At 59.6% G+C, this 22758-nt stretch carries 21 protein-coding genes; 4 read left to right on the top strand and 17 right to left on the bottom strand.

Translation table 11 applies throughout. The annotated features are described in order from the left end of the window. Window positions 1-9: 9 nt before the first annotated feature. Together ACYQ6M_RS00260 and ACYQ6M_RS00255 are read right to left on the bottom strand one after the other, a co-directional pair. Window positions 10-681, bottom strand: coding sequence for an SDR family oxidoreductase (locus ACYQ6M_RS00260; RefSeq protein ID WP_460071487.1), 672 nt, complete (start codon window positions 679-681; stop codon window positions 10-12). A 1-nt stretch (window position 682) separates the two neighbouring features. Beyond that, a complete protein-coding gene (locus ACYQ6M_RS00255; RefSeq protein ID WP_209171397.1) occupies window positions 683-1072 on the bottom strand; it encodes a VOC family protein in 390 nt (129 codons plus the stop codon). Between the two features lie 117 nt (window positions 1073-1189). On the opposite strand from ACYQ6M_RS00255, the gene ACYQ6M_RS00250 reads away from it, so the two are divergent. Further along, a complete protein-coding gene (locus ACYQ6M_RS00250; RefSeq protein ID WP_460071484.1) occupies window positions 1190-2068 on the top strand; it encodes a LysR family transcriptional regulator in 879 nt (292 codons plus the stop codon). Window positions 2069-2093: 25 nt separating this feature from the next. Here ACYQ6M_RS00250 and ACYQ6M_RS00245 read toward each other — a convergent pair whose 3' ends face one another. From ACYQ6M_RS00245 to ACYQ6M_RS00220, 6 genes are all read right to left on the bottom strand, one after another. Further along, window positions 2094-3074, bottom strand: coding sequence for a hypothetical protein (locus ACYQ6M_RS00245; RefSeq protein ID WP_460071481.1), 981 nt, complete (start codon window positions 3072-3074; stop codon window positions 2094-2096). A 256-nt stretch (window positions 3075-3330) separates the two neighbouring features. Next, window positions 3331-3570, bottom strand: a complete 240-nt coding sequence (locus ACYQ6M_RS00240) for a hypothetical protein (protein ID WP_447239006.1) — start codon at window positions 3568-3570, stop codon at window positions 3331-3333. 149 nt (window positions 3571-3719) lie between these two features. After that, the gene (locus tag ACYQ6M_RS00235; protein WP_062486938.1) at window positions 3720-4262 is read right to left on the bottom strand and encodes a MarR family winged helix-turn-helix transcriptional regulator; all 543 of its coding nucleotides are present in this window, start codon (window positions 4260-4262) and stop codon (window positions 3720-3722) included. Between the two features lie 227 nt (window positions 4263-4489). After that, a complete protein-coding gene (locus ACYQ6M_RS00230) occupies window positions 4490-5278 on the bottom strand; it encodes an ABC transporter ATP-binding protein (protein WP_062486936.1) in 789 nt (262 codons plus the stop codon). Window positions 5279-5327: 49 nt separating this feature from the next. Then, window positions 5328-6488, bottom strand: a complete 1161-nt coding sequence (locus tag ACYQ6M_RS00225) for an MFS transporter (protein ID WP_055661140.1) — start codon at window positions 6486-6488, stop codon at window positions 5328-5330. 178 nt (window positions 6489-6666) lie between these two features. Beyond that, complete coding sequence (locus ACYQ6M_RS00220; RefSeq protein WP_460071477.1) at window positions 6667-7662, bottom strand: putative metalloprotease CJM1_0395 family protein; 996 nt, start codon at window positions 7660-7662, stop codon at window positions 6667-6669. A 172-nt stretch (window positions 7663-7834) separates the two neighbouring features. Here ACYQ6M_RS00220 and ACYQ6M_RS00215 point away from each other — a divergent pair, with 172 nt between their 5' ends. Both ACYQ6M_RS00215 and ACYQ6M_RS00210 read left to right on the top strand, forming a co-directional pair. Then, the gene (locus ACYQ6M_RS00215; RefSeq protein ID WP_460071475.1) at window positions 7835-8638 is read left to right on the top strand and encodes a creatininase family protein; all 804 of its coding nucleotides are present in this window, start codon (window positions 7835-7837) and stop codon (window positions 8636-8638) included. A 228-nt stretch (window positions 8639-8866) separates the two neighbouring features. After that, window positions 8867-9805 carry a LysR substrate-binding domain-containing protein gene (locus ACYQ6M_RS00210; protein ID WP_031270575.1) on the top strand — a complete coding sequence of 313 codons (939 nt, stop codon included), beginning with the start codon at window positions 8867-8869 and terminating at the stop codon, window positions 9803-9805. 276 nt (window positions 9806-10081) lie between these two features. Here the strand turns inward: ACYQ6M_RS00210 and ACYQ6M_RS00205 are convergent, their stop codons facing one another. Then, the gene (locus ACYQ6M_RS00205) at window positions 10082-10384 is read right to left on the bottom strand and encodes a helix-turn-helix domain-containing protein (protein WP_077291702.1); all 303 of its coding nucleotides are present in this window, start codon (window positions 10382-10384) and stop codon (window positions 10082-10084) included. A 131-nt stretch (window positions 10385-10515) separates the two neighbouring features. Here ACYQ6M_RS00205 and ACYQ6M_RS00200 point away from each other — a divergent pair, with 131 nt between their 5' ends. Beyond that, on the top strand, window positions 10516-11955 hold the full coding sequence (locus ACYQ6M_RS00200) for a helix-turn-helix domain-containing protein (protein WP_023003698.1): 1440 nt from the start codon (window positions 10516-10518) through the stop codon (window positions 11953-11955). Between the two features lie 272 nt (window positions 11956-12227). On the opposite strand, the gene ACYQ6M_RS00195 is transcribed toward ACYQ6M_RS00200, so the two are convergent. From ACYQ6M_RS00195 to ACYQ6M_RS00160, 8 genes are all read right to left on the bottom strand, one after another. Next, on the bottom strand, window positions 12228-13847 hold the full coding sequence (locus ACYQ6M_RS00195; RefSeq protein ID WP_460071472.1) for a GMC family oxidoreductase: 1620 nt from the start codon (window positions 13845-13847) through the stop codon (window positions 12228-12230). A gap of 258 nt (window positions 13848-14105) precedes the next feature. Beyond that, window positions 14106-15617 carry an FGGY-family carbohydrate kinase gene (locus ACYQ6M_RS00190; RefSeq protein ID WP_152505467.1) on the bottom strand — a complete coding sequence of 504 codons (1512 nt, stop codon included), beginning with the start codon at window positions 15615-15617 and terminating at the stop codon, window positions 14106-14108. Further along, window positions 15610-16452 carry a class I fructose-bisphosphate aldolase gene (locus ACYQ6M_RS00185; protein WP_031270580.1) on the bottom strand — a complete coding sequence of 281 codons (843 nt, stop codon included), beginning with the start codon at window positions 16450-16452 and terminating at the stop codon, window positions 15610-15612. Before ACYQ6M_RS00185 ends, ACYQ6M_RS00190 begins: the two co-directional genes overlap by 8 nt. Beyond that, entirely contained in the window at window positions 16443-18170 is a 1728-nt protein-coding gene (locus tag ACYQ6M_RS00180) for a glycerol-3-phosphate dehydrogenase/oxidase (protein WP_460073167.1), read from the bottom strand. Before ACYQ6M_RS00180 ends, ACYQ6M_RS00185 begins: the two co-directional genes overlap by 10 nt. 60 nt (window positions 18171-18230) lie before the next feature. Next, window positions 18231-19226 (bottom strand): aldo/keto reductase, encoded by a 996-nt coding sequence (locus ACYQ6M_RS00175; RefSeq protein WP_055661136.1) that lies wholly within the window; start codon window positions 19224-19226, stop codon window positions 18231-18233. Then, window positions 19216-20196: a sugar-binding transcriptional regulator gene (locus ACYQ6M_RS00170; RefSeq protein WP_023003710.1), complete on the bottom strand. Its 981-nt coding sequence runs from the start codon at window positions 20194-20196 to the stop codon at window positions 19216-19218. The genes ACYQ6M_RS00175 and ACYQ6M_RS00170 overlap by 11 nt, the downstream gene beginning before the upstream one ends. A gap of 26 nt (window positions 20197-20222) precedes the next feature. Continuing rightward, window positions 20223-21167, bottom strand: a complete 945-nt coding sequence (locus ACYQ6M_RS00165; protein ID WP_075284065.1) for an ABC transporter permease — start codon at window positions 21165-21167, stop codon at window positions 20223-20225. 71 nt (window positions 21168-21238) lie between these two features. After that, window positions 21239-22756: a sugar ABC transporter ATP-binding protein gene (locus ACYQ6M_RS00160; RefSeq protein WP_460071469.1), complete on the bottom strand. Its 1518-nt coding sequence runs from the start codon at window positions 22754-22756 to the stop codon at window positions 21239-21241. Window positions 22757-22758 lie beyond the last annotated feature (2 nt).

Below are 22758 nucleotides of genomic sequence, written 5' to 3'. Positions count from 1 at the left end.
TCACAAACGTCAGTTGATCAGGGCGCCGCCGTCGACATCGATCACGGCACCGGTCATGGAAGGGTTGTCGATCAGTAGGAGATAGGCTGCCGCCACATCCGCAGGTCTTGCGAAACGCCCGGCGGGAAGGGTCTCTGCAGCCTTGTTCAGCATGGCTGTCCGGGCGGCTGGATCCATTGCGGCGTAAGCGGATGTATCGGTAAGGCCCGGGCTGACGACGTTGACCCGGACGGGAGCAAGCTCCTTCGCCAGCACCTTGGCACCTGCCTCCAGCGCCGCATTCATTGTGGTTTTCACAAAGGTACCGGGAACCGTTCGCCGCGCCAGAAAACCACTGGTGAATGTTATGGTACCGCCCGGTCGAACATGCTTGGCCGCAGCTTGCGCCACCGCGACCGCACCCCAGAATTTCGTGTCGAAAGCGGTTTTGGCTGCCTCGAGATCAAGACCGGACACGGGTCCACCCGGCGCCTGGCTGCCGGCCGTGAAAACCACATGATCAACCGGACCGATCGCGGTGAAATAGACAGCAACCTCTTTCGGGTCTTCAACGTCCAGTCCATTGGAGCGCCCTGCGCGCAAGACCTCTCCCGGCCGGCTTTCCAGCGCATCGGCCACAGCACTTCCGATGCCGGATGTGCCGCCAATGACGACGGTTCTTGTTTCCTGGGTAAATGCCATCTCACGCACTCCTTTGGTCGGTTTCCCGAAAGACGGTTTCAATCAGCTGACCGGTGGGCGTGCGGAAGAACAGACGACGCTCGCCCAGTTCCGGCAGCTCCATGGGAGAATAGGCAATGCCAAGCCGTTCCAGCTTTGCCCGGAAAGCCCCGTAACCTTCGAGGCGGAAACCGATATGGTCCCAGCCGTCCGCCTGCCGATCCTCTTCTGCGTGTGGAGGAATTCCGATCAGATGAATGAGCGGTTCATTTCCGAAGTAGAGCCAGTGCCCCGGAATTTGGCGGATGGGGCGTGGACGCGGACGCTCTTCCAGATCGTCGAAGACCCGAAGGAAGAAGGCACGTGTTGTCACCAGATCGTGGGTTCTAATGGTGATATGATCGAGCAGCATCCCGTTTCCTTTCCGGCAGCAATCATCGGACTACCGTTGTTGCCCACGAACCTAATGCTTGCGACAGAGCCAGATAATTGAGACAATTCCGAAACTAAAATTCGGAATTTTCGAATAATGATGGACAATCTCGCACTGTTCGTGCGCATTGCGGAAACGGGAGGCATTGCCTCCGCGGGCAGGGAGATGGGCTATTCCCCCGCTACGACGTCCGAGCGGCTGGCAGCACTTGAGGCTCACTATGGCGTCAGGTTACTGACACGGAGCACGCGCGCCCTCAGTCTGACCGAGGAAGGACGTTTGCTGCTGGACGGCGCCCGCCGCCTGCTTGCCGAGGCGGAAGAGCTGGATGTCCGTATCCGGTTAGGCGCGGAAAGACTGGCCGGACCCATTCGCCTGTCGGCACCGCTTGACCTCGGCAGAACACGCCTTCGGGCTGTGCTGGATCGGTTTCTGGAAACTCATCCGGACGTGACGATCGATCTTCACCTGAGTGACGGTTTCGTGGACGTTGCCTCGCAGGGGTACGACGTTGCGATCCGGTATGGCGAGTTGAAGGATTCAACACTTATCGTCCGCAAGCTTGCGGCCAACGCCCGGATTGTCTGTGCCGCTCCGTCCTACGTGGAACGCCATGGCCGTCCGCACCATCCCCGGGACCTTGCCCGGCACGATTGCCTGCTGATGCGTTTTGGCTCCGAGCCCGACAATTCCTGGCAGTTCCTGATCGACGGCAAGATAGTGCGCTGCCCGGTCAGTGGACGGCGCACGGCAAATGACGGCGGGCTGGTGCGCGACTGGTGTCTCGCCGGGTTCGGGATTGCCCGCAAGTCCCAGTGGGATGTTGCTGAAGACCTGGCAGCGGGCAAACTCGTGCCATTGCTGCGGGAATTCGAGCTGCCCCCCGCCGGGCTACAGGCTGTTTATCCAAAAGGCCGGTCGGGGGTGCGGCGGATCAAGGCCTTGCTGGAGGAACTGGAACCTGCATTCAAATGAAGGCAGTCCAGCCGACAGCGATTGGTCAGTCGTATTCGGGCCAGACTGCGTCCCCTGCCCCGTCCGGCCGGTACTCCAGCCGTCCCTTTTGAATCTGCCATTCGATGAAATATTCGCCCGTACTCTCGACGACGGGTTCAGCGCCCCGGACAACCGGGTCGAACAGGGTCAGACGCTGGGAATGTGCGCCCTTGTGGCAAACCGCGACAAAAAGCGGACGTTCCGGGTCTTCGCGCATGGTGTAGATACCGTCCTGCTCGCAATTGTCCGCATCACCCGAACAAAACGAGCAACCAGAGATATCGAGTGGAACGACCTCTCCGGACACACTGTCCGACACGACGATCCGGGCGTCTGGCGTGGGCTCGAATGTCCACGACAGGGAGCTGCCCACAATCTCGACCGCTTCGCCCGGCACCGGCTCGCCCTTCCGGCTTGCGTCTTCGACCAGTTCGTAGGAAGGGCACCACGGATTGGCAAAATCCTCCAGTAAAGCCAGCGCCTCGCTTTGCTGAAGTGCCAGCGTCATCTCGCAGGACGCCATGTTGATATAGGACGCGGTATTTCCCGGGAGCTTGCCAAGCAATCCGCATTCGCTCTGGCGCAGCGCCTCCCAGGTTTTTCCACCTTCAAACAGCTGTTTCGTATGCGCGGGATTGCAGAGCCGTTCAGCGAGTTTTTCGCGTCTGCGGTCCAGTTCCGCCCGCCGTTCCGCTGCCCGGTCCTCCAGGCACTCGCCAATCGCGGCGCCGCCGATCCGGTTCGCTGGATCCGCCTTGCAAGACTCAATCTCGGCTTCAAGACCCGCCGGCAATTTCGGTTCGGGATCAGGCGTCTGCGCGGTTGCCGCTGAACTTGTTCCGGCAAGGAGAACAATGAATGCCAGGAAAGGCCGTAGGGTTTTGCCGTGATCCAGCGTCGCAGAGAGCCGGGCAGCTTTGCCGCGCCTGACGGCTGTGGATTGCCCGAACCAATTCTTTCTCCCCCCAGTCATCGTGGCACTCATGGCATTCCCCCAGTTGCTGTTGACGACAGCGGTTGCTTGCGACGTCCTCGACAATCTTCATAAGCCGGATCAACCGTTTGTGAAACGCGAATGCTCTAGCGCCGGAGACCATAGCCCTGCATCCCCCAGATGGGCCATGGCCGGTAGACACAAAAAAGCGGCGAACGGTCCAGCCGTTCGCCGCGTGTTCATCTCGTGCCGGTGCCCCTTTGTCCGAAGCGTCACCGGTCGGTTTCAGCCAGGATGGCAGCGATGTCTAGAGTATCATCAATCCGATGAAGACCATCACCACCGCCAGCACACTCCAGGCCATGAGCTCCTGAAATTGAGACTGACGGGATTTGACCTCGCTCCATGTGCGGGCTTGCGCACCGTGTCTCAAACCGAATTGCGGGTGGTTGATGGAAGCATCCGACACGTGCCGGAACCGGTCTCGCAGCTCTGCTGCCCGGCGGGCACCGCGGTCCTCGTTTATCGTCCGATACCTCAGTTGCATGTGTGCATCCTCCGTATGTGCCAGTCTGGCTGCGACGGAGGTAAGAAGCACAAAGCCCCTTTTCAAATGACGGATTTGTAATCTTTCCCGGCCGCCCTGCACATGGTGCCACCTGGCGGCTGACGGGAGTTTCGGGAGCCAGATGTGGATCAGGCCACTGAAAGTTCCTTCTCCTTGGCCTTGTCTTTTTCCTTGGCTTCGGCTTCCGCGACTTCATCGCCGTCTGTGTCGAAATCGGCCTCGTGTTCCGGGTCGTCGTCGACGGAAATCGACAGGTTCTTCTCGACCTGCCGCAGCAGCTTCCGCAGTTTCTTGCGGTCCTTGTCCTCCAGACCGGACATGGCTTCCCGTTCCAGACGCTTCCAGGCCTTGTCCACCGACAGCACCAGTTCACGGCCGACATCGGTCAGATAAACGCGGGCAAGACGGCCGTCCGTGTCGGAAACCTGGCGGCGAACATATCCCTGACTGGAAAGCCGGGTCACCATCTTGGTGACGGTGGGCGGCTGCACACCAAGCGCGAGAGCCAGCTGGCTCATTGTGCGCCCGTCCGTATCTGCCAGAACCTTCAGCACCAGTTCCTGGCCGGGGTGCAGCCCGATTCGCATGAGATGCGCCCCGGACCGGGCCCGCTGCGCCTTCGCCGCCTGAACCAGCCGAAACGTTATGCTTTTCTTGTAATTAAAAGCCATCGCAGCAACCCCGTCTTCCAATCAACTCGAATCACGTTCATCAATGATGCGGCGGAACCCTAGCGGGAGTATTTAACCGTCAAATGACACTCGCCCGGGAAAAGTCGATTTTACTGAGACTGCGCAGACTTGGCGCCTGTTATCCAGCTAACTTTTGATGTACCGACCGCTGACGTGCCTCTGTCGAACGGTGATACAGACCATTACCATGGACATCCGGCACCTTTTTAAAGCGCGTCAGCCGGCTCAAGTGCACCATGCAGCGCATCGGAAACCTCGCGGCAATATTGACTGTATTCGGCGGAAGTCCGGAAACTGTCTTCTCGCGGGTAAGGCGCGTCGATTTCCATCTCGCGTATCACCCGGCCTGGCCGGGCGGCCATCACCACGATGCGACTGGAGAGATAGACGGATTCGAATACCGAATGCGTCACGAAAAGCACGGTCCAGCCGAAGGTCTTCTGCAGGTGCAGCAGGTCGTTGTTAAGCTTGAACCGGGTGATTTCGTCAAGCGCGGCAAAGGGTTCATCCATCAGAAGAACTTTTGGCCGGGTGACAAGCGCCCGGGCAATCGAGACCCGCATCTTCATGCCGCCGGACAACTGACGGGGAAAGTCTTCTGCAAAGTCGGCCAGTCCGACGGTCGCAAGTGCTTCCATCACCCTGTCCCGGGCAGCCTGGCGAGATACGCCCTTTAACCGCAGTGGCAACCAGACATTGGCAAAAACCGTTGCCCACGGCATCAGGGTCGGTTCCTGGAACACGAACCCGAGCTCATGTTCCTCCTGCCCGCTTCGCTCCGCCGGCCAGGAAACGGTGCCCGTGCTGGGATCGGACAATCCGGCGATGATCCTGAGCGCACTCGACTTGCCGCACCCGGATGGCCCAAGCAGGGACACGAATTCGCCCTCGCGCACATCCAGCGAGAAATCGTCGAGCGCGGTTGTGCCGTTTTCGAAAACCTTGCCGATACCGTTCAGGGATACAACGACGGGGGCCTTCTTGTGTGACGTCATGTGATCGCTTCCAGCGTTCCCGTTATGTGAACCGTCTCCACAGTGCCCGTCAGTCCTTGACCTTGAGCGCCCCTGCAAGCAGTGGAATGGCAACCGTCAGCACCGCAACGGTGATGAACGACGCTCTCAGCGAGAGATAGTCGCCAACAAAGCCCAGCAGCGGCGGACCGAACAGAAAAGCTCCATAGCCAAGTGTCGCAACGGCCGCAAGGGCAGCCCCTTTCGACATGTGCGGATCACTGGCTGCCCGCGACATGGCCAGCGGAAACAGCACCGCATACCCAAGGCCCATCACGAAACAGCCGGCCCAAACAGACCACAGACCTGCGCCGGAGACCAGCAGGATGCACCCGAGCAGCGCGACGATACCACTGACCCGCGCGGTCGGCACCGGCCCGAAGCGGGCGATCACCTTGTCACCGGACAGGCGCATGATCACCATGGCGATAGAGAAAATCGTGAAAGCGGCGGGTGCGATCGACTCGGCAATGCCAAGATCCTCGATCTGATAGAGCGCGGCCCAGTCCGTAACTGCGCCTTCGCCCAGCGCTGCCACCAGCGCCATCAGCCCGACCAGCACCAGAGCCCCCTTGGGCAGCGCGAAAAGCGGCGCCTTGCTGCCATCTTCGTTTTCCGCCTTGGTCTGCGGCCAGGATTGGCGCCAATACCAGACAAGGAATGGCGCCGCCACGATGCCCCACAGGACAAAATGCGACAGCACGCTGAGATCCGCCATGATCGCAAGCCCGCCGGCCAGGGCAGCAACACCCGCACCCAGGCTGTACAGCCCGTGATAGGAGGACATGATCGGACGCTCCAGCGCCTTTTCCACTTCAGCACCCCAGCCGTTCATGGAAATATCCAGCGCACCAATGCTCAGCCCTGCCAGGAACAATGCCGCTGTCAGCAAGGCCACGTTGGGCGAAAGACCGATCAGAACGAAACTGATGATGTTGGCGACCGCCAGCAACTTTGTCATGGGGGCCGCGCCCAGGCGGTCGATCAGCATTCCGGTAATGGGAAAGGCGACAAACGCACCGCAAGCCATGACAAGCAGAAGAATGCCGAAGCCGCTTTCATCGAGCCCGGTTGCAGACTTGATATTGGGAATTCGCGATGCCCACGTACCGATACTGGTTCCGCACATGAAGAAGATCGCCGAAACGACACGACGCGCGGCAATGGCTTGGCGCTGAATTGAAACTGACATGGAGCTAACATTTTCTGGGAGGGCGAGCGCCCGAAAGGGAGCCGTCTTTCTGTCACGCAAGTGCCAGCCTGACAAGCATCATTCCGGGTGAAATAAGCAGCGCCTTAAACCAGCTTCCGCGATAGGAAAAAATGCCTGCAGCCAGGTCTCGATTCTGTGCAGGACCAGGATTGCTGGCTCAAGTGGCCAGCCCGGACAGACGGGACTGGATTTCATTGGTCCGCTCCACTGCGGACTGATAGGCGGAAATGGCTGCAGCGGTTTCCGCCCGGGCCCTGTCCCCGCTCGTTCCGCCAGCATTCTCGGCACTATCCGAGCCGCCAGAATTGTTCCGGCCAGTCGTGCTGCCGGTACCAGCAGCTTCAGGATCGGAACCGGAGGCGGAATTGACATTCCCGTCGTCATCATCCCCGGACAGTTCTTCCGACTTCTTCTGCCGGACTTCTGCCTGCGCTTCGGAAATCTGGGCCCTTGCCTGCTGCGCCACCTTCAGATCCTGAGAAGACGGATCGGCAGGTGCGGTCGCAGCGCGAATGACAACCTGCATCTTGCGAATCGTGGCTTCCGGGGTGCGTTCCCTGGAGGTATCGATCTGGACCTCGCCCCCTATGGCATACCGCTTGCCGTCCGGTCCCTGCTGAAAGGTGTAGCTGGGCGCCCCGGCATAAGCACCGCCAACACGGGCATGTGCCTGCTCATGGGCACGGACTTCCTGGTCCCGCTGTTTCAATTTGTCGACCTGCTTTTCCTCGGCCTGGTCAAGGCCGTCGCCATCTGGGTCTTCGTCCTTTGCAGCATCATCCTGCGCCTGGCCAGCTCCACCGTTGGCGGCTTCGGCCTCCGCATCAGCACTATCGCCAGCAGGCGCCGAATTTGCGGGCGTTCCGGTCTCGGTTTCTTCGCTTTCGGGATTTCCGGGTGCAGTTGCCTGGCGGGATCGACCTGGCGCATCGGCAGAACCGTCGGCTTCCTGCAGGGCGATCACGGCTTGTGCGGTCAAGGTCGGCGAATTGCCGGCACGGGCAGAAATTGCCTGGGCACTTGCCTGGCTTGCACGCGCAGAAGCCTGGTCCCGGCCCTGGGTATTTTCCCCAGAACCAGGATCGCGTTCAGCCGCGACACCGCTTCCTCTCAGGATCGTTGCCGGCGTATTTGACAGGATTGCGCCGATCATGGCGCGGATTGTCCCAAAAAGGCGTCAGCAAATTCTAAACACCGGTTAAGAATCCGGCATCATAAGTTCGTGAAGACCCACTCGCTCAATGGCCGTTCTTCTGCCGCCTCTTGCCTGCCCGGACACGCTATGCAAAGGAGAAAGTGACGTATCTTCAAAGCGGAACGGATCCATGCTGCCCAAGCCGTATTGGCAAGACATGACAACCCTCGACTTTCAGTCGCAAGGAGTTGAAGACTGGATCGCGGTTCTTCCCGTTGCGGCCATCGAACAGCACGGCCCGCATTTGCCACTGTCCACGGACACGACGATCGCAGAAGGTCAGGTCAAGCGGGTACTCGAGCTTCTGCCCACTGGTCTGCCCGTCACTTTCCTACCCGTACAGGCCGTCGGCAAATCGGACGAACACATCTCTTCACCCGGCACATTGACCCTGGCCTGGGACACGGTCACACGCGCCTGGCTAGAGCTGGGTGAAAGCGTCGCTCGTGCCGGAATTCGCAAACTTGTGCTGATCAACTCCCACGGCGGCAACGTTCCTGTTCTGGATATCGTGGCGCGGGAGCTACGCGTGAAACACGACATGTTCGTCACCGCCACCAACTGGCTGCGGTTCGGTCAGCCTGACGGGCTGTATGCCGACGCGGAATTCACATACGGCATACATGGCGGCGACATCGAAACATCACTGATGTTACATCTGCGTCCTGATCTTGTCCGCATGGAGCTTGCCACCGATTTTCCGTCGGAACAGCAAACCTACCTGCAGGAATTCAAGCATCTGCGTGGCCACGGCAAAGCCCAATACGGATGGAAGGCGCAGGACCTGAACATAACTGGCGCGCTCGGCAACGCCTCGCTGGCCACGGCTGAAAAGGGTCGGCAATCGCTCGATCACGCAGCACGCGGCTTTGTCGAGCTGCTTGAGGACGTCAACAACTTCGATCTTGCAAGGCTCTGGTCACCGGCACCTTGAGACCAGCCGGAAATCGTCCCGAGCTTGTCGGGACGGCTTGAGCTTACGCGGAGGGAAGCATTCGATTCCGTAATATAGCAATATTACGGAATCGAAGCAGGTATTATTCGCGTTTATTCAGCTAAACCCACAAGAATACACAACAATTCTCTGCATGTGTTGACCTGCACCTGTTTAGGCGACACATTAATAAATGTGGAGATTTGAGAGGGCGGTTCTCGCAGAACCATGAATCTTTCTATTCGGCAACTGGCGACCTTTCGAGAGGTCATGCGAAGTGGCTCGATTTCTGAAGCCGCGCGTACGCTTGGCCGGACGCAACCTGCAGTCAGCTCCACAATCGCGGGTCTTGAAACCGAACTGGAATTGAAACTGTTCGTTCGCGAGCAAGGCCGTCTGGTTCCGACACCGGAAGCGGAATTCTTCCTGGAAGAAGCGGAAGCCATTCTCAAGCGGCTGGAAATTTCCAAGCGCACCCTGCGCGGTCTCGCCAACCGGGAACACGGCCAACTGCGGGTCGCAGGCATACCGGAAGCGACGGCCGATTTCCTGCCCAACAGCCTGTCGAAGTTCATTGCCGACAAGCCAAGCGTCAAGGTTGCCCTGGCCAGCAGAACGTCAGCCGAAATCGAGGAACTGATCGCCGCGCAGCAATTCGATATCGGATTTGCAGAAACACCGAGAGCCCGAAATTCCTTCGACCAGATCGACTTCGACCTGGAATGCATGTGCGCGATCCCCGCGACCGATCCCCTGGCCTCGAAGGAAGTCATTACCCCGACTGAACTGGATGGATATCCGCTGGCGCTGCTTCATTCAGAACATCGCAGCCACCGGCAGACACTCGCCCGTTTTCGCGATGCCGGAGTTCGTTTCAACCAGCGCTTCGAACTTCAGACGGCCTGGCTTGGGCTCCGCTTCGTCGAAGCAGGCCTCTGCGCCCTGATGTGCGACATGATCACGGCCTACAACGCGCAGGAAAAAGGTCGGCTCGGCATGGGCCCGCCCATGATCGTCTTTCGTCCGTTCCGGCCGCGCATTCAGAACAGCCTGTCGATCCTCACACCGACCCACCGGCCGATTTCCATTGTCGCCAAGGACTTTTGCGACTTCCTCGCCGCGGAGGTGGAAAGCATCCGCACATCCATGATCAAGCGGACAGCCTGATCCTTTGCCGGAAACGTCCGGCTCGTATGTTCAGTGGGGTCGGGAAGCAGGTTTTCGACAAAATGCAAGCGACTGACGGCGGTCTCGCCGTCAGACTGGCTGCGGTTCGCGGTTATTTTCTCGCGTTATGCCGCGGTCGATGGGGCTTGCACAATCTGTCAGACGCACGCCTGATCAAACAAAGTCGAGCTGGCTGCACCGGTATTTCAGTTTGACCCACCTCCGGACACCCACAGGTTTCTGGCTGGATGTCCGGAAGGCTGGTCTGTCACCAGATCAGGCGGCTGCGTTCTGGAAAATCGCGCTGTTGGCAGCGACGATGGCAACCGCATTGGTGCGATTTTTCGCCCCGAGACGAGTGATCGCATTGCGGATATGCGCCTTGACGGTCGCAATCGACACGTCCAGCTCATAGGCAATCTGCTTGTTCACCTTGCCTTCGCACAGCTTCACCATGATTTCCAGCTGGCGCGGCGTCACCAGGTCGGTGAGGTTGATCGGCCAACGGATGCCTGCGGCGAACGGGCCGGCGCTACCATTGACTGCGGAACTTGTCGGCAAGGCGAAATGAGCGGTCATCACTATGTTCCTTGGGTTTGTATTCCTCCGTGGTGGCAGGACTTTTCATGATTATCCGGCTATTGTAAAATGTTAAAATGCATACTGCATAATGTTAAAGTTTTGCAATTTGATCCTGAAGGGTGCCAAGCGTGAGCAAAAAACTCTATTCCGGCCACACGTTGAGGCAAATCCGCTCGGATTTCGGCCTTTCCCAGGTGGAGTTTGCAAAGAAAATCGGCCTGTCCACCGCCTATGTGAACCAGATCGAAAACAACAACCGCCCGGTCACCGCCTCGGTGTTGCTAACGATTAACAGGATCTTTGGCGTCGATCTGTCGGCCTTCGAACAGAACGACCTCGACCGGGTGGTGCAGGATCTTCAGGAAATTTTCGCCGACACCCAGTTTCTGACAGCCTCCGTCGGCCGGCAGGAAGTGCATGAGCTGGTCACTCGGGCACCAGGCGTCACCAAGGCGATCATGGATCTTTACGGCGCGCTGCGGACCTATCACGACCGGGAAGCAAACGAGGACGATCTGGTCCAGCTCGGCGGCAGTCCGGAAAGCGGTCCCGGACCTCGGAAATCCGCTTATGAAGAGGTCCGCGACTATTTCCACTACATGGACAATTACGTCGACAGCATCGACCGGGCCGCGGAGAAGCTCTCGCTGGAGATCGGACTTTCGAAAGCCCCTTCGAAGTTCACCGCCCTGACCACCTGGCTTCAGGAACGCTTCGGTATATCAGTCACGGAATTTCCGGACTATCGAGGCACGTTGATCCGTCAGGACGATTTCGCCCGCACCATCGCGCTCTACAGTGCCATTCCGCAATCGACCAAGAGCTTCCTGCTTGGGTCAGTCGTCGCCGAACTGTGTGTCCGGGACCTCATTTCAGAAGAGGTCACCAAGGCAAGGTTCAAGACCAAGTCGGCGGAAAGCATCGCGCGGCTGGCCTTGCGGAACTATTTCGCGGGCGCCTTGATCCTGGCCTATGACGACTTCCTGAAAACCGCTGCGGAAACCCGGCACGACATCCAGCTTCTGTCCAACCGGCTGGACGCCAGTATCGAGACCGTCTGCCACCGTCTGTCGACCCTGCAGCGCCCCGGTGCCAAAGGTCTGCCGTTCTACTTCGTGAAGATCGACCGAGCCGGCAACGTCGTCAAACGCCACAGCGCAACCCGGTTCCAGTTCGCCCGCTTCGGCGGCTCCTGCCCGCGCTGGAACGTCCATCAGGCCTTTGAACAGAACTCCAACAAGTTCACCTCACAGGTCGCCCAGATGCCTGACGGAGTACGCTATCTTTGCGTGGCGACCAGCATCACCAAGCACCAGCCGGACTACCGCAGCGGTGAGCGTCGCTACGCGCTTGGTATCGGCTGCGAGGTGCAATATGCCGATGCGGTCGTCTATGCCGACGGGCTTGCAGTCGACGAGATCTCCTCGCCCGAGCCCATTGGCGTCAACTGCCGCATCTGCCCGAGGGACAATTGCGACCAGCGCGCCTTCCCGGCCGTCGACAAGGAACCCTTCATCGATTCAGGCCAGCGCGGTATTGTGCCATATCGGGTGAAGGCGGCTGATTAGGTGTGAAATTTCAGAGATTTGCCGGACACGCCCCAAGCAGCTCAATACAGGTTTGCTCAGCTTAAGTTAGCTCGACTCAGTTCAGCCCAACCAACTTCCCCCTCATCCTGAGGAGGACCGTCAGGTCCGTCTCGAAGGATGGGCCGCTTGCCCAGAATATGCCGCCCATCCTTCGAGACACCGCCAAGGCGCTTCCTCAGGATGAGGCAGTGGGTGGGCAGATTTCAGCAGAATGGACCAACCACACCCAATTTCTCCGACCAGAGCTCCTCTCAGGCACGCCGTTCAGCCTGGATCATGTCCGCCGCCTTTTCGGCGATCATCACCACGGGCGAAGCCGTGTTGCCGGAAACGATCTTCGGCATGATCGAGGCATCGATAACCCGAAGGCCATCGAGACCGCGAACTTTCAGCTGAGGATCGACGACCGACTGTTCGTCCGGACCCATCCGGCAGGTTCCGACCGGGTGGAAGATCGTGGTGGCGATATCGCCGACCTTTTTCAGAAGGTCCTCGTCGCTGTCGACCTGAGGCCCCGGCAGGATTTCCTCCGGCTGGTAGGCCTGCAAGGCCTTGGCCGTCATGATCTCCCGTGCCTGACGTACGGACTTGAGGGCAATGAGCTTGTCTTTTTCCGCCGACAGGTAATTCAGCTTGATGTCGGGTTGCTGCCCACTATCACCGCTCTGAATATGTGACGCACCAACGCTTTCCGGACGAAGGTTGCACACCGAAACCGTGATTGCCGGGAACGGATGCAGCGGGTCGCCGAGCTTGTCGGTCGAGAGCGGCTGGACGTGATATTCGAGATCCGGCGTTTCAAGTGACGGATCTGACTTGGTGAACATGCCGAACTGGCTGGGTGCCATTGACATGGGCCCGGATCGCATCAACCCGTATTGAAGCGCAATCGAGGCTTTTCCGAAAAGACTGTTGGCCATGGTGTTCAGGGTCTTGGCGTTCTTGACCTTGTAGACCGTTCGGATCTGAAGGTGATCCTGCAGGTTCTCGCCAACGCCAGCACGTTCATGCTTCACCTCGATGCCGTGCTGCGACAGCACCGCGCCATTGCCGATGCCGGAAAGCTCCAGGATCTTGGGTGAATTGATCGCACCGGCAGCCAGCAGAACTTCGCGCTCCGCCCGCGCGGTCCTTTCCTGCCCCTTCACGGTGAAGGTAACACCGGCTGCGCGCTTGCCTTCCAGCAGGATCGACCTGGTTTCGGCATGGGTGATCAAGCGCAGGTTCGGCCGTTTCAGTGCCGGGCGAAGGAAACCTTTCGCCGTGTTCCAGCGAACGCCGCCATTCTGGTTGACCTCGAAGAAACCGCTGCCTTCGTTGCTGCCGTCATTGAAATCCGCGCGCGGTTCGACACCGAACTCCCGTGCGCCTTTCTGAACGGCTTCGAGGATTTCCCATTTCAGGCGCTGCTTGGAGACTTTCCACTCACCGCCACCGCCATGCAAACCTGACTTTCCGGCATGATGGTCTTCCGACTTCAGGAAATAGGGCAGCACATCATCCCAGGACCAGCCGACGTTGCCAAGCTGACGCCAATGGTCGTAATCCGCCGCCTGGCCGCGCATGTAGATCATGCCGTTGACGGACGTGCAGCCGCCCAGAACCTTGCCACGCGGATAGACTAGGCTGCGTCCGTTGAGGCCCGGCTCGCTGGCTGTCTTCATCATCCAGTCGGTGCGCGGATTGCCAATGCAAAAGAGATATCCGACCGGGATATGCACCCAGTGATAATTGTCCGAACCGCCTGCTTCCAAAAGCAGCACCTTGACCGAAGGATCCTCGGTCAGCCGGTTTGCCAGAACACAGCCGGCCGTTCCGGCCCCAACGATCACATAATCGTAGGTTCCATCGAGTGAAGTCGGACCGCTCATGTCGTTTCCCGTTTCCTGCCCATTTCCTGTCCGCAGTCTTTCCTGCTGCGGTCCAAACTTCGATGATCTGCATCATGCCGGACCAGGCAATCTTCCGCCGGCACTGATGAGACCCTTTAACACCCTCATCCTGATCAGGTTTTCTGTTTCTTCGCAAACTCGAAAAAAGACATATGTGGGCGCTCGCCGATGCGAATTCGCCCGGCTGTTTCCCTCACACTAGAAGATCCTGACGTTTCGGCAATTCCTCCAAGAGGACTATTCGTCCATGACATGCATATCGGCCCAGAAGGACCGAAGAGCATCTGTCAGCTTGCAGTAGGTCCGGTAGCGCCGGTCGTAGTGCGATTTCATCGCAGCCACCGGCAGGTATTCCTTCTGCGCCCTCGTCATGGCTGCAACAGCCGTCTCGTAATCAGGGAAGAGACCGACACCAACACCGCCTCCAATGGCCGCGCCCAGCGCACCCGTCTCACGGGCTTCCGCAACGGTGATCGGAACGCCCAGGCAATCGGCGAACATCTGCGGCCAGACCGGGCTGCGTGACCCGCCTCCGGAGAGCACTGCCCGGTCGAACGTGACACCGGTTCTCCCGAGCACCTCGATATGGCGGCGATGTTCAAAGAGAACCCCTTCGAACAAGGCCCGCAGCAGGTGCCCTTCCGAATGCCAGCCGGCGAGACCATAGAACCCGGCGCGGAAGTCCGCCCCAAGCCGCGAGCCGTAAAGGAACGGATGAAAGAACGGGTCGTCCGCCGCGGGCGCGACCTCCGCGATCCTCGCGTTGCAATAGCCGAACGGATCGTCGTGATGTTTCCCGCGCTCCACCAGCTCCCGCACATACCATTCCAGGTTGGCAGCCGATGTTGCGCTCGATTCGATATTGACGAACCGGCCGGGGGCAAAACCCGAGGCCATGAACATTGCCTTGTCGACGATCGGGGCCTCCGAAAAGACCTGATTGATGCTCCAGGTGCCTGCAATGATCGAGGCTTCGCCGGGATGGACAACGCCCGACCCGAGCGCGCTGGCGATCACGTCAAAATAGCCGCCGACAACCGGCGTCCCTTCCTTCAGTCCGGTCGCAGCCGCGGCTTCTGCCGTGACATGCCCGGCCACATCCGCCGGTTCGACCAGATGCGGCAGCATCGGCTCCGCCTCGCCGAGACCATAAAGTTCCAGCAGCTCCCTGTCGTAGAGATTGTCCGGCAACCTCAGCAGACCGCACCCCGACATGTCGGAGATCTCGCTGACGCGTTCTCCGGTCAACTTGAAGGTGATGAAGTCCTTGCACAGGAGCACGGTTCCGGTCCGGGCATAAAGATCCGGCCGGTTATCCTTGATCCAGGCAAGCAGCGTCGGGGTCTGGGATGGCCAGGGCTCCTGCAGGCTCAGGGCGTGCAGCCTGTCGCCATGCGCCTCACGCAGCTTGCCTGCATGATCCGCGGCGCGCGTATCCAGCGACTGGATGCCCAGCAGTGGCTCATGGTCCTTGTCCAGCAGGTAAAGACCATTGCCGTGCCCGGCACAACCAACTGCCGCGATCTGCGAAGGCTCGACACCGGCTTTGTCAAGGCACTCGCGGATAACCGTTTGCGCATTGCGCCACAACTCTCCGAGATCGCGTTCAACATGTCCGGGAGCAGGTGAAAACGATTGGCCGTCCAGTGCGCTCATCGCCACCTGGCGGCCCGCCAGATCGAACAGGACAGCCTTGATCACCGTGTTGCCGGCATCAAGCCCCAGCAGATAAGTCCTGTCGTCAGCCACGATTATAGATGTCCCATGCTTCGTCACCGTCGGCACCGTTGTGGATCATCGCCATGAGTGCCGCAACCACCGCTTTCGGGTTGTCGTGCTGATAGATGTTGCGTCCATAGACCATGCCCTTGGCACCCTGGCGCATCAGTGCAGCGGATTTCCTGAGAACGGTCTTCAGGTCTTCCTTGCCACCACCACGCACCAGAACCGGAACGCGCGCCGCTTCGACCACCCGGTGGAAATCTTCCGCGTTATCGGTCGGGTCCGCCTTGATGATGTCAGCTCCCATCTCGCTTGCCAGCCGAACCAGTGTCACGATCTTGTCTGCGTCGCCATCAACCTGATAGCCACCCCGGATGTCGTTCGGCAGCATCACCAGCGGCTCGATCATCAACGGCATGCCGTACTTGTGGCAGGCAGCGCGCACCCTGGAGATATTCTCCACGCATTGGCGAAACAGCTCCGGCTCGTCCGGCAACATGAACAGGTTCACCACGACACAAGCCGCATCCATTTCCAGAGCCCCGATGATCGGCTCGTCGGCATTCTGCAGCAGCGACCACATCACCCGGTGGCGCTGGTCATTGTAGGGGTTGCCCATGTCGATGCGCATCACCAGCGCCGGCTTGTCCTTCTCCGGACGCGACTGCAACAGATCCGCCTGGCCATAGGCCATCTGGATCGCATCCGGTCCGGCCTTGACCAGGGTGTCGACAACCCCGGCCATGTCTTCCAGACCAACCATGAAGCTCGGTTCGTTGCACACGCCATGATCAACGGCAACATCCAGGCAGCCGCCGTGGGTGAACATCCGGTTCATCCGGGCTTTGGGGCTCAAACGCATATTCTGCTCCTGCTTGTGTCTTGGTTCCGGCGATCTTCAAACGAAACGCCGTGATAGGTGGAAAGGTCTTCGATCAGCCGGTCGCGCTGAAACCCGCGCTCTGCGTCGGACCAGCCGAGCTCTTCACCGGCGACAGCCGCCAGCTTGTCGAGCAGCTCTTCACTGATCAGTCCTTGGATGGCGAGTGTCGTCCGCCGCAACACGATGTCGGCAAGGGTCACGACGCTTTCGCGGGAGGCGAGGAACGCGATCTCCGCCGCTGTGATTTCTGTCTGCGTCGAAAGTGCCTCGTCGGCCGGCCTGCCCTGACAAAAGGCCAGCAGCTCCGTCGCTGTGGTGCCATAGGTCGCCACCAGGTGCGCGGCGCGCGCGGGACCAATGCCATGGTTCGAGATCAGGTCGCGCTCCAGGATCACGGCAGCATCAGGAAAATCCTTTCCGCCGCCGATCGGGCGCGACAGGGTGCCGACCTGCCTGGTCCGGCCAAGTTCGCTGAGCACTTCGTCCGTTGCCTGTTCGGCAAAGGCACGGAACGTTGTCCACTTGCCGCCGATCATGCAGATCTGCGGAACAGGTCCTTCGATACGCTTGGTAAAATGGCCCCTGGAAATCCGGCCGGTAAAATCATGATCGCTCTTCGGCAACGGCCGAATGCCGCTGTAACTGAAAACGACATCATCCGCATTGAAGTCGATCTCCGGAAAAACCAGCCGGAGCGAGCCCAGAATGTAGGCTTCTTCTTCCGGCTCACAGCGCACACGTTCGGCTGTCTTGACGCGGATATCCGTCGACCCGGCCAGCACCTTGCCAAAGAACGGAAAGACAATGCAGACCCGGCCATCCGAATTCTCGAAATAGACCATATGGCCACCAAGCGCCTTCTCCAGCGCCGGATTGTCGAGAATGAGATGCGATCCTTTTGTACCCGACACCAGGCGTTCGTGGCTGGAATTGCCGGCAAGCTCATCAATGGCATCATCCAGCCAGGCGCCAGTGGCATTGACGAGGATCTTCGCCGAGATCTCTTCCGTTCGGCCGCTCACCTGATCTCGCACAACAAAACCGCTCCCGGACGGCTCAAGACAGGCATAGTTGAGGGCGACACAGTCCGGAGCCACCTCTTCCGCTTCCCTGACCAATTCCAGACCAAGCCGCTCCGGGTGGCTGATCCAGGCATCGTGATAAGTGGCCGAACACCGGATGGCACCGGTCAGTCCAGGCCAGGTATCCCGGGTCGCCTTCGCTCCGCGGAAACGGTGTTTCGGCAACAGTCGGCGTTTGCGTGTCACCCAGTCATAAAGCGTCAGCCCGAGCTTGATCGGGACCGCTCCCCGGCTGGAAGGCTGACCTGAAAAGCCGAAGAAACTTGCCGCGCTGTTCAAGAGCCCGGAAAAGAGCGAGCCGATGGGAATGACGGTCGGCAGCGGATGGACCAGATGGGGCGCATTGACCAGCAGTGCGTCGCGTTCGCGCAGGGATTCGCGCACCAGGTCGAACTCGCCGTTTTCCAGATAGCGCAATCCTCCATGGATCATGCGCGACAAGGCAGAACTGCACCCCGAACAAAAGTCGTTCCGTTCCACCAGCAGCACCCTGACACCCTGCAGCGCCAGATCCCGGTAGACCCCGATCCCGTTGATACCGCCGCCGACGACAACGGCGTCGAACGCGCCGTCACGCGCGATACGGTCCCATTTTCCTTGCCGTTGTTCGGACATGCCTTCCCCGTTCACCGGACGGATGCCCGGTGCCCTTTCCAATCTCAATTTCGAAGTCTCTTAAGCGGCGAGTTCGGTCAGATGGGTCGCGGCGGCATCGCCGATGAGCCCGATTTCTTCACTGGTCAACCTGAGGCGCCCCGCCTTGGCATTCTCCCGCGCCTGCTCCGGATCGCGGGCTCCGCACAAGGAGAAGGTGATGCCCGGCTGCTGCAGCGTCCAGGCGATCACCACCTGGGCCTTGGTGGCTCCATGGGCCTCCGCTATCGGAGCAATGGCATCCATCAATCTGGCAACCTTGCGGCGGTTCTCGACCGAGAACCGCGGATTGTCCTTGCGCTGATCATCACCTTCGAAGGTTCTGTCAGGACCGATCTTGCCCGTCAGAAGACCCAGCGCCAGCGATGAATAGCTCAGCACCGAAACCTTTTCCTTGAGGCAGAGCGGCACCAGGGTCTCCTCGATGTCGCGCTTGATCATCGAATATTCTTCCTGGATCGCATCCAGCTGCCCTGCAGCCACATAGGCCTTCACATCGTCGGCAGTCGTGTTGCTGGCACCGATGGAGCGGATCTTGCCCTGGGTCTTCAGGGTTTCCAGCGCCTCCATGGTTTCCGCAATCGGCGTGGTCGGATCCTGCCAATGGGTGATGTAGTGGTCGATGTAATCGGTCCCAAGCCGCTTCAGGCTCTGCTCTACCTCATGGACGATCGCATCCTTGCCGAGATACCGGTGCACCGGCTTGCCGTCGTAATCAAAGAAGTGATTGCCTTTCTGGGTGTGCCAGACGAGACCGCATTTGGTTGCCAGCACCACCTTTTCGCGGCGGCCCGCAATCGCCTTGCCGACAATCTCCTCCGACAGCCCCTGGCCATACGCTGGAGCGGTGTCGATCAGGCTGATGCCTTCATCGATGGAAGCCTGAATTGCGGAAATCGACTTGGCTTCATCCGTGCCGCCCCACATCCAGCCGCCAATGGCCCAGGTGCCGAGCCCGATAGCCGACGCCTCGATGCCTGAACGTCCGATCTCGCGTGTCAGCATTTCATGCAACATTCTGTTTGCCTTCCATGGTTGCAAGGACCGCTCCCGCGGTGTCCTCGTCCAAGATGAGTGAATTCAGATAGTTTCCGTTGAGGACGGCCCGGATCGGCCAGATCTTTTCGTCGCCCGAGGTCACCCCGATGACGCGCTTGAAGCGCCGCAGCTCTTCAGGCGCCAGTGCAACCAGCCGCGAATTGAGGGCGTAGTCGGCAACCGTGCCGTCCTGGCGCATCAGGTAGGCCAGGAATTCGGCGCTGACACCGCTGCCAACCAGCATCTTGCGGTCCGATTCAGGCATCGGATGCAGGTCGTAGTAGCTCGATCCGGGCGTCGCGATGGATCCGATGCCGACCAGAGCGATCGTTGCCTGCCGTGCCAGGTCCAGGACCTCGCGAATGGAGCCGACTTCCATCAGCATGTCGCGTTGCTCCCGGCTTTCGGCAAAGAGCGGCGCATGAAGCTGCAGTGCCTTGCCGCCCAGCTTCTCGGCCATCAGGCTGGCCTGATGATTGACATCCGTGTGGTACTTACCCTGCACCCCTCCGGTGAGCGGCACCACGGTGACGTCGAACTTCCGTTCGGTCTCGATGTTCTGCACGACCGCCCCGACGGCCTTGCCGCCCGTGATGGCGATGATGTCGCCATCGCGGATGGTCTCCACCAGATGGTTGGCAGCGGCAAGCCCGACCTGCTTCAGCGTCGTGTTCGGGCTGCCTTCGACGGACGATGTAACCAGTGCTTTTGAAAGCGGCGTCGATTGTTCCAGCAGGTTTTCCAGATCCGTCAACCGCTGGAACGGGTTTTCGATATCGATCTTGATCATGCCCATCTTGCGGCCCTGGGTGATCAGTCGGTTCACCTTGGACGTCGACAGGTTGAGCAGTTCGGCGATTTCCGACTGTTTCTTGCCTTCCAGGAAATGCAGCACGAGAACCGTGTGCATCTGGCGCATCAGCTCGATATCGTTTTTCTTGTCCGCCATCTGGTTGCCTCTTCGCTGGAGCCGGGTCAGGCGCGTTTCTTGACGAGATAGTGGTCTATGGAGACCGCCGCCAGCAGGATCGAGCCGCGGATGATGTCCTGCCAATAGACCGATACATCCAGAAGCGCGAGCGAGCTGGAGACCACCGACAGCAGCACCGCCCCCAGGATCGCTCCGAAAATGGTTCCCGAACCACCCTTGAGGCTCGCCCCGCCGATAACGGCCGCCGCAATCACGTTCAGTTCCATGCCGATGCCGAAGGTCGGCTGGGCAGAACCGAAGCGGGCCATGTAGATGATGCCGGCCACACCACACAGAGCCGAGCAAAGGGTGGTCGTGAAGAACACCACGCGCTTGGTACGGATGCCGGAATAGGCGGCGGCCTTCTCGTTGCTGCCGGTATAGAACACCTTGCGGAACATGGTCGTGCGGCGCAGCAGGAAGTCGAAGCCGATCACCACCACAAGGAAGATCAGGATCACGACCGGGATCGGTCCAATGGACCCCTGGCCGATGAACTTGAACTCGGGCGGCAGCGTGAACAGACCGAGCGGACGCCCGCCCGTGCCCAGAAGGCACGCCCCCCGGGCGATCACCATGATCGCCAGCGACACGATGAAATGATGAAGGCCGACGCGGGTGACAAAGAACCCCATGAACGCCCCGATGGCCGTGCAGGCGGCAATCGAAATCGCCGACGCGGCCCAGGGGTCGACCCCGTTCAGAAACAGCCAGCCGGCAATCACCATGGCGAGCGCTGTCACCGAGCCAACCGAAAGATCGATCCCGCCGGAAATCAGCAGGATGGTCATGCCGACCACCACGATGCCTTCCACGGCAAAGGCCATGACCATGGCGCGCATGTTCACCCAGGTCAGGAAGTAGGGCGAGGCGAAGGACATCACGATGAACAGCACAAGGATGATCGCGATCAGTCCCGTTTCACGCATGCGCAACAGTTTGCGGATCATCGATACGTCTGCCGGTTTGCCGTTCGGCGCGTCTGTCAGGGAGACGGCGTCTTCCATGGTTTCCCCCACGATTAGTTTATGGTTGCCTGGGCGCCCACGGACGCCAGGTGCATTATGTTTTCTTCGGTCATCTGATCGCCCGTGACTTCGCCGCTGATCTGTCCCTCCCGGACGACCAGCACACGGTCACAAACGCCAATCAGTTCCGGCAACTCCGACGAGATCACCAGAATTCCGACCCCGCTGCTGGCGAGATTGCGCAGGATGCGATGGATCTCGGCCTTTGCGCCGACATCGACACCACGCGTCGGCTCATCCAGGAAGATCAGCTTCGGATTGACCGACAGCATTTTCGCGACCGCAACCTTCTGCTGGTTGCCTCCGGAAAGCGATGACACCGGGTCAGACAGCGAGCCACATTTGAGATTGAGACGCTTGCCAAGCGAGTCTGCCTGCGCCTCCTCCCGGCTTCCGGCAATCAGACCAAAGGAATTCGCGACCTGTTCCGGCTTCAGGGCGGAGACATTGGCGGCAATGGACATATCCAGAAAGATGCCGTCACCCTTGCGGTCTTCGGACAGATAGACGATGCCCTCGGAGATGCTGTCGCGATAGGTCTTCAGCGACAGCTTGCGGCCATTGAGCGAAACCTCCCCGGTCACGTCGCCTTCAAGCCGGCAGATGCCCTTCACGATCTCGCTGCGCCCGGCACCGATCAGCCCGGCAATCCCGAGGATCTCGCCCTTGCGGAGCTGGAACGAGACATCCTTGAAACGCGTCCTTTCACTCAGGTTCTGAACGTCCAGAATGATATCGTCCGTCTTTTCGCTTTCGGACTGCTTGCGCGGGTAAAGCTCGTCGATAACCCGGCCGACCATGGCATTGACCACGTCATCGGGCTGGATCTCCGCAACATTGCGGGTAGTGATGTAGGTGCCGTCCCGGAAAACGGAGACCCGGTCGCAGTTGTCGAAGATCTCGACCATGCGATGGGAGATGTAGATGATCGAGATGCCCTTGTCGGCAAGACGGCGCATGATCTTGAAGAGGATCTGCGCTTCTTTCTCTGTCAGCGCCGCGGTCGGCTCATCCAGGATCAGCACCCGGCAATCGAGTGTCAGGGCCTTGGCGATCTCGACAAGCTGCTGGTGGGAAATCGACAGATCCCGCACGAGTGTCGTCGGATCGATGTCGCCAAGCTGGCCCAGTACTTCAGCGGCCTTCCTTTCAAGTGCACGATAGTTCATCAGGAATGAACTGCTGACGTTGGTCGTCGCCATGAAGATGTTTTCGGCAACCGTCACATCGGGACACAGGGCAATCTCCTGGTGAACGAAGCCGATGCCGAGCTTCTGCGCCATCGCCGGAGATGAAATGACCACCGGTTCGCCATCGAAGCGGATTTCTCCGCTGTCCGGCTGCAGAATGCCGTCGATGATATTCATCAGCGTCGATTTGCCGGCACCGTTTTCCCCGGCAAGCGCATGGATCTCGCCCTTGCGCAATTCGAAACTTACCCCCTTGAGCGCCTGAACCGGCCCGAAGGATTTCGAGAGGTTGGAGATCTTGAGGATCACATCGTCAGTCATGA

It is taken from the genome of Roseibium sp. ROS1 (assembly GCF_054658215.1).
The sequence above is the reverse complement of the archived record's forward strand: the minus strand, read 5'-3'. Positions and strand labels throughout refer to the sequence as shown.